The following is a 5,464-nucleotide window of genomic DNA, read 5'->3' as shown; positions in this document are numbered from 1 at the left end:
GTCCAGGTCGGCACCGACACCGACATCCCGTGGGGCCTGGTCACCCTGCCGGACGGCGGCGTCCTCTACACCCGCCGCGACGCCCACGACATCGCCCGCCTCGACCCCGCCACCGGCGTCCGGACATTGGTCGGCACGGTGCCCGGCGTGCAGAGCACCGACGGCGAGGGCGGCCTGCTCGGCCTGGCGATCTCCCCGTCGTTCGCCACCGACCGGTGGCTGTACATCATGCACACCTCACCCACGGACAACCGGATCATCCGGATGAAGCTCGTCGGGAACGCCCTCGACACCGGATCCCGGCAGGTGCTGATCAGCGGGATCCTGCGCAACAAGTACCACGACGGGGGCCGGCTGCGCTTCGGCCCGGACGGCAAGCTGTACGCCAGCACGGGCGACGCCCAGAACGGCGACAACGCCCAGAACCTGGCCGGTCTCAACGGCAAGGTCCTGCGGCTCAACCCCGACGGCAGCGTCCCGCCGGACAACCCGTTCGGCACGTACGTCTGGAGCTACGGTCACCGCAATCCGCAGGGCCTCGCGTTCGACGCGCAGGGCCGGCTGTGGGAGCAGGAGTTCGGCAACTCCGTCATGGACGAGACCAACCTGATCGTCAAGGGGGGCAACTACGGCTGGCCCGCCTGTGAGGGCACCTCCGGCACGTGCGGCACGCCCGGGTTCATCGCGCCGAAGCGCACGTACCCCACGGCCGAGGGCTCCTGCTCCGGGATCGCTGTCGTCGGCACCGCGCTCTACATCGCCTGCCAGCGCGGCACCCGGATGTACCGGGCGGTGATCAGCGGCAGCGAGCTCACCGGCGTGCAGACCTACTTCAACGGCACGTACGGCCGGCTGCGCACCGTGGAGCCGGCGCCCGACGGCGGCCTCTGGCTGACCACCAGCAACCGGGGCGACAAGGACAGCGTGCCCGACAACAGCGACGAGCGGATCCTGCACGTCACCCTGGGCGGCTGACCGGCCCGGAGCTTCGCTCAGCGCGCGATCGCGCTCGCGCCGCCGAGCTCGTCCTCGATGTGCGCGAGCAGGATCGCGTCGAACGTGCCGTCGTCGGTGAAGCCCAGGCTCCGGGCGCGCCGCGCGTCGGCGCCGACCGGCCACGTCTCGACGATGCGCTGGATCGCCGGGTCCGGCTCCCATCGGATGCGGCCGGCCACGGCCGGGCCCGCCACCGTTTGCAGTGCCTCCACCATGGCGCCGGCCGTCGTCGTGATGCCCGGCAGCGGCAGGGTGCGGTGCACGCCCCAAGCGGACTCGGGCAGCTCCATCGCCCGCAGCAGCGCCTCGGTGACCCGGCGCGGGGAGAGGATGTAGATCGCGGTGTCCCGGCCCACCGGGCAGACCACCTCCCGGCCGGCCAGGGGCTCACGGATGATCGAGCTGGCGAAGCTCGAGGCGGCCTTGTTCGCCTTGCCGGGCCGCACGACGATCGTCGGCAGGCGCAGGCTGCGGCCGTCCACGAAGCCCTTGCGGCTGTGGTCGGCGACGAGCAGCTCGCCGATGGCCTTCTGGGTGCCGTAGGAGCTCTGCGGCACCGGGTGGAACTCGTCGCCGACGACGGGCGGCAGGTCGCCGCCGTACACGGCGAAGCTGCTCGCGAACACCACGCGTGGCCGGCGGCCGGTGCCGCGGAGCGCCTCGAGCAGCGTGCGGGTGCCGTCGACGTTGACCCGATAGCCGAGATCGAAGTCCGCCTCGGCGGCGGCGCTGACGACGGCGGCCAGATGCCAGACGACGTCGGCCCGCGCGGTCACGCCCTCGACGGCGGCCCGGTCGGTGATGTCGCCGGTGACCGGCTCGATCCGCTCGTCCTGCGGGTGGCCGGCGCCGGCGACCGAGTCGAACAGCGTGATCCGCTCGATCGGCTGCGGCGCGCCGCCGTCCACCGTCACCGTCCCGGAGCGCAGCAGAGCCTCGGCGAGCCGCCGGCCGATGAACCCGCCGCCGCCGGTGATGAGAACGCGCATGGGTCCACCCTCCCAGAGCCCGGTCAGTCGTAGTGGATCAGCGACGGCCATACTTCCGTCCAGCCGCCGGTCGGGCCGTCACACACCTGCAGGATCGCGCCCTGTTCGTCGTTGTCCAGCCCGTATCCGTTGTCCACCCGGCCGGCCACCCGGCAGCCGGTGAAGTGCCGGCTCGCGGCTCGGCCGGGGGCGAAGCCGGTCAGGATCACCGGGCCGGTGGCCGATGCGGGCGGCGGCCAGAACGCGTACCCGTTGTGCCCGCTGAAGGCCGGCGGCAGACCGCTGCCCAGCCCCACCGCGGCGGCCTCGGCGTAGTTGGCGGCGAACACCACCGCCCGGTCCCGCTGGTCGGGAGGCAGGGTCAGCACCGCGGCCCTGACCGCCGCCTGGAACTCCGGCCATCCGACCTGTTCGCCCGCCTCCGGGTTGAGCTCATTGATGCCGCTCTGCTGCAGCCGCGAGACCGGCGTGATCGCCAGCCCGTTGATGGCGTTGAGCACCAGCGACACCCCGACCGCGGCGCCGACCAGGGCGGTTCGCAGCCGCACCCGGCCGCGGGCCAGCCAGCCGTCGGTGACCAGCCCGGCCGACGCCACGATCACCGGCATCAGCCCGGCCGCGTAATAGCCTTTGCCGCCGGTCACCAGCACCAGCACCACCAGCGCCAGGTACGCGTACCCGAAGGCCCGGGCCGGCCCGGCGCTCCGCCGCAGCAGACGCACCAGCCCGGCGCCGAGAAACGGCGTCAGGAAGATCGAGATCAGCACCAACTGGATCGGGAGCACGCCGATCCGGTTGCCTTCGCCGGCGATGGACTCCGCCACCCGGGACTGCGGCCAGCCGTGCGTCGACTGCCAGATCAGGTACGGCACCGCGCCCAGCACCGCGAGCCCGCCACCGGCCAGAGCGGGCCAGGTGAGCAGCGGCCGCCGTGGCCCGAGGATCAGCAGCGCCGCGCAGACCAGCGCGACCACGATCCCGATCAGCAGCTTGTTCAGCAGTCCGGCGCCGAGTACCGCGCCGGCGGCGAGCATCCAGCCGGGCCGCCCGCTGGTCAGTGCCTTCAGCAGGCAGGCGGTCACGCCCGCGGTGAACATCACGTCGAACGTCGCCGTGCTGAGGAGATGACCGGTGATCAGGGCGGCCGCGCCGACCGCCCACATGCCCGAGGCCAGCAGCCGGGCCCGGTTCGTGCCGCCCATCAGGCCCGCGATCACGCCGGCCAGCACCACGGTCGCGCCGGTCGCCAGCAGCGGGGCGATCGTCTCGTCCAGCTCCCGGGCGGCCGCTACGGCCTGCGGCGCGGACGGGCCGTAGCGCTGCAGGTCGTAATCCAGGTGGGGCAGGTAGACCAGGGTCATGTCGGGGTGGTGCCGGGCCATGATGCGCTCCGCGGCCTTGGCGATCCACGCCGAGGACGCGATGCCCGCGTTGGCGCCCCAGTAGCTGAACAGCGGAAAGGTGCCCAGCGCCGTGGTCAGCTCGTCGCGCAGGGCCGGTGGGCGGGTGTAGCAGTCGGGGTCCTTGCGGCCGTCGGCGTGGTAGATCGGGCGCGGGGTGACCGTCCAGTTGACGTCGGCGCCCATCGCGTACCACCAGCAGACGTTGGCGACGGTCAGCTCCGGGCGTACCCGTCTCGCGGTCTGCCAGATCTTCTCCCCGCCGACCAGGCCGTTGTGCTGGCGCCAGAGGAAGACCTCGCCCAGGTCGCGGAAGTACCACCCGTTTCCGACGATGCCGTGGACGCTGGGCAGCTCGCCGGTGAGAAACGTCGACTGCGCCGAGCAGGTGACCGCGGGCAGGACCGTGCCGAGTTCGGCCTGGAAGCCGTTCGCGGCGATGCCGTTGAGACGCGGCATGTGCTCCAGCAGGCGTGGGGTCAGGCCGACCACGTCGAGGACCAGCAGCGGCTTCACAGCTTGATCTCCAGCTCTTCGAGCAGGGCGCGGGCATGGGCCAGCTCGGCGGCGATGCCGTGCGCGAGCTGGGCGGGTCCGTCCGGGCGCGAGGCCGGCGGCAGGACACTCCACGTGTACGTCTCGACGTCGAGGTGATCGCAGACGGCGGTGGGACCGCCGACGAGCTCCGTCAACGCCGCCCGCAGCACGTCCGTGGTGGCCCGCAGCGGCGCGACCGGCTCGGCGTGGATCGGCACGTGGTAGTGGATCCGCCACGGGGTCTCACCCCGCTCGGCCAGAGCCTCGTCCAGATCGTCGGCGGACAGGCCCTCGCGGCTGCGGGTCTGGTGCAGGAAGCGCGGTTCCACGTACTGCATCAGCACGTCGCGATCGCGTTCCGGGTCGTCACTGGCCAGCGCCGCGCTCACCTGGGTCTTGACGATCGGCACGCCGGCGTCCGTCAGCCGTCGCACTGCGTCGGCGGGGCTCTCCCAGGCACAGGCCAGGTGGGCGAGGTCGAGGCAGACGCCGATCCCGTCGAAGCCCGTCAGCATCTCCGCGGCCTGCGTTGTGTTCTCGATGATGCAGCCGGGCTCGGGCTCGACCGCGATCCGGATCGTGCGGTCCAGCTTCTGCAACTCCGCGGAAACGGTGTCGAGGTTCCGCCGGGACGCGTCCCACATCTCGGTGGTCCACGGGTCGCGCCACGCCAGCGGGAGGGTGGAGATCGACCCACGGGCGGCGTCGTCGGGCATGATCTCGGCGAGGATGTGGGCCAGGTTCAGCGTGTAGTCGAGGCGCTCCGGGGTCGTCCAGTCCGGCTCGTACACGGCGCCCTTGACCACGGCCTGCTGGAACGCCGCGTAGGGGAAGCCGTTGAGCGTGACCACCTCGCAGTTGCGCGCCTTCAGCGCGTCCTTCAACGGGCGCGGGTTCTTCCTCAGCTCGGCCGCGGCGGGCGCCGCGATCCACAGGCCGAGGCCGAGCACGTCGGTCCGCAACTCCTCCCGGATCGGCACGGCGTAGGTGTCGAGCTGCGCGATGATGCCGTCGATGTCCTCGGCGGCGTGCACGTTGGTGCAGTAGGACAGGTGCACGGTCTGCCCGTCGCGGTGCCGCAGGCGCATCAGCTGCCTCCGCGCAGGATCGAGCTGCCCTCGAACGTCGCCTCAGGCGCGGGGATGTCGGAGAGGTCGAGCTTGCCGGACTGGCCGTAGAACTCCACCGGATTGCGCCACAGCACCAGGTCGACGTCGTCGGCGGTGAAGCCGGCCGCGAGCATCGCCTCGGCGGTGGCCACGGTCAGCAGCGGGTCGGACTTGCCCCAGTCGGCGGCCGAGTTGACCAGCATCCGCTCGGTGCCGTGCGCCTTGAGGATCTCGACCATCCGCGACGGCGACATCTTGGTGTCGGGGTAGATCGAGAAGCCCATCCAGCAGCCGCTGTCCTGGACCAGTCCGACGGTGACCTCGTTGAGATGGTCGACCAGGACCCGCTCCGCCCCGATCCCGGAGGCCTTCACCACGTCGAGGGTCCGGCGGGTGCCGGCCGCCTTGTCGCGGTGCGGGGTGTGCACCAGGG

4 protein-coding genes and 1 pseudogene are annotated in these 5,464 nt (G+C 72.1%); 1 reads left to right on the top strand and 4 read right to left on the bottom strand.

The genetic code is table 11. From position 1 onward, the window contains the following. A partial coding sequence (locus tag AB0M20_RS25080; RefSeq protein WP_364302089.1) for a PQQ-dependent sugar dehydrogenase occupies window positions 1-975 on the top strand: 975 nt, incomplete at its 5' end. A gap of 17 nt (window positions 976-992) precedes the next feature. On the opposite strand, the gene denD is transcribed toward AB0M20_RS25080, so the two are convergent. From denD to AB0M20_RS25060, 4 genes and pseudogenes are all read right to left on the bottom strand, one after another. Next, window positions 993-1,985: a D-erythronate dehydrogenase gene (denD, locus tag AB0M20_RS25075; RefSeq protein WP_364302087.1), complete on the bottom strand. Its 993-nt coding sequence runs from the start codon at window positions 1,983-1,985 to the stop codon at window positions 993-995. Window positions 1,986-2,008: 23 nt separating this feature from the next. Then, a complete protein-coding gene (locus AB0M20_RS25070; RefSeq protein WP_364302085.1) occupies window positions 2,009-3,901 on the bottom strand; it encodes an alkaline phosphatase family protein in 1,893 nt (630 codons plus the stop codon). Beyond that, complete coding sequence (gene eboE / locus AB0M20_RS25065; protein ID WP_364302083.1) at window positions 3,898-5,010, bottom strand: metabolite traffic protein EboE; 1,113 nt, start codon at window positions 5,008-5,010, stop codon at window positions 3,898-3,900. The genes AB0M20_RS25070 and eboE overlap by 4 nt, the downstream gene beginning before the upstream one ends. Continuing rightward, window positions 5,010-5,464: pseudogene (locus AB0M20_RS25060) on the bottom strand (hydrolase TatD); the annotation flags it as partial. The pseudogene AB0M20_RS25060 and the gene eboE, both read right to left, overlap by 1 nt.

It is taken from the genome of Actinoplanes sp. NPDC051633, from assembly GCF_040681735.1.
Classification (GTDB): Bacteria; Actinomycetota; Actinomycetes; order Mycobacteriales; family Micromonosporaceae; genus Actinoplanes.
This window is presented reverse-complemented; position numbering and strand designations above follow the sequence as displayed.

What these genes read in the sequence shown, in the direction of transcription:
- denD (WP_364302087.1), bottom strand. Translation starts at nt 1,985, where the DNA reads ATGCGCGTTCTCATCACCGGCGGCGGCGGGTTCATCGGCCGGCGGCTC.
- eboE (WP_364302083.1), bottom strand. Translation starts at nt 5,010, where the DNA reads ATGCGCCTGCGGCACCGCGACGGGCAGACCGTGCACCTGTCCTACTGC.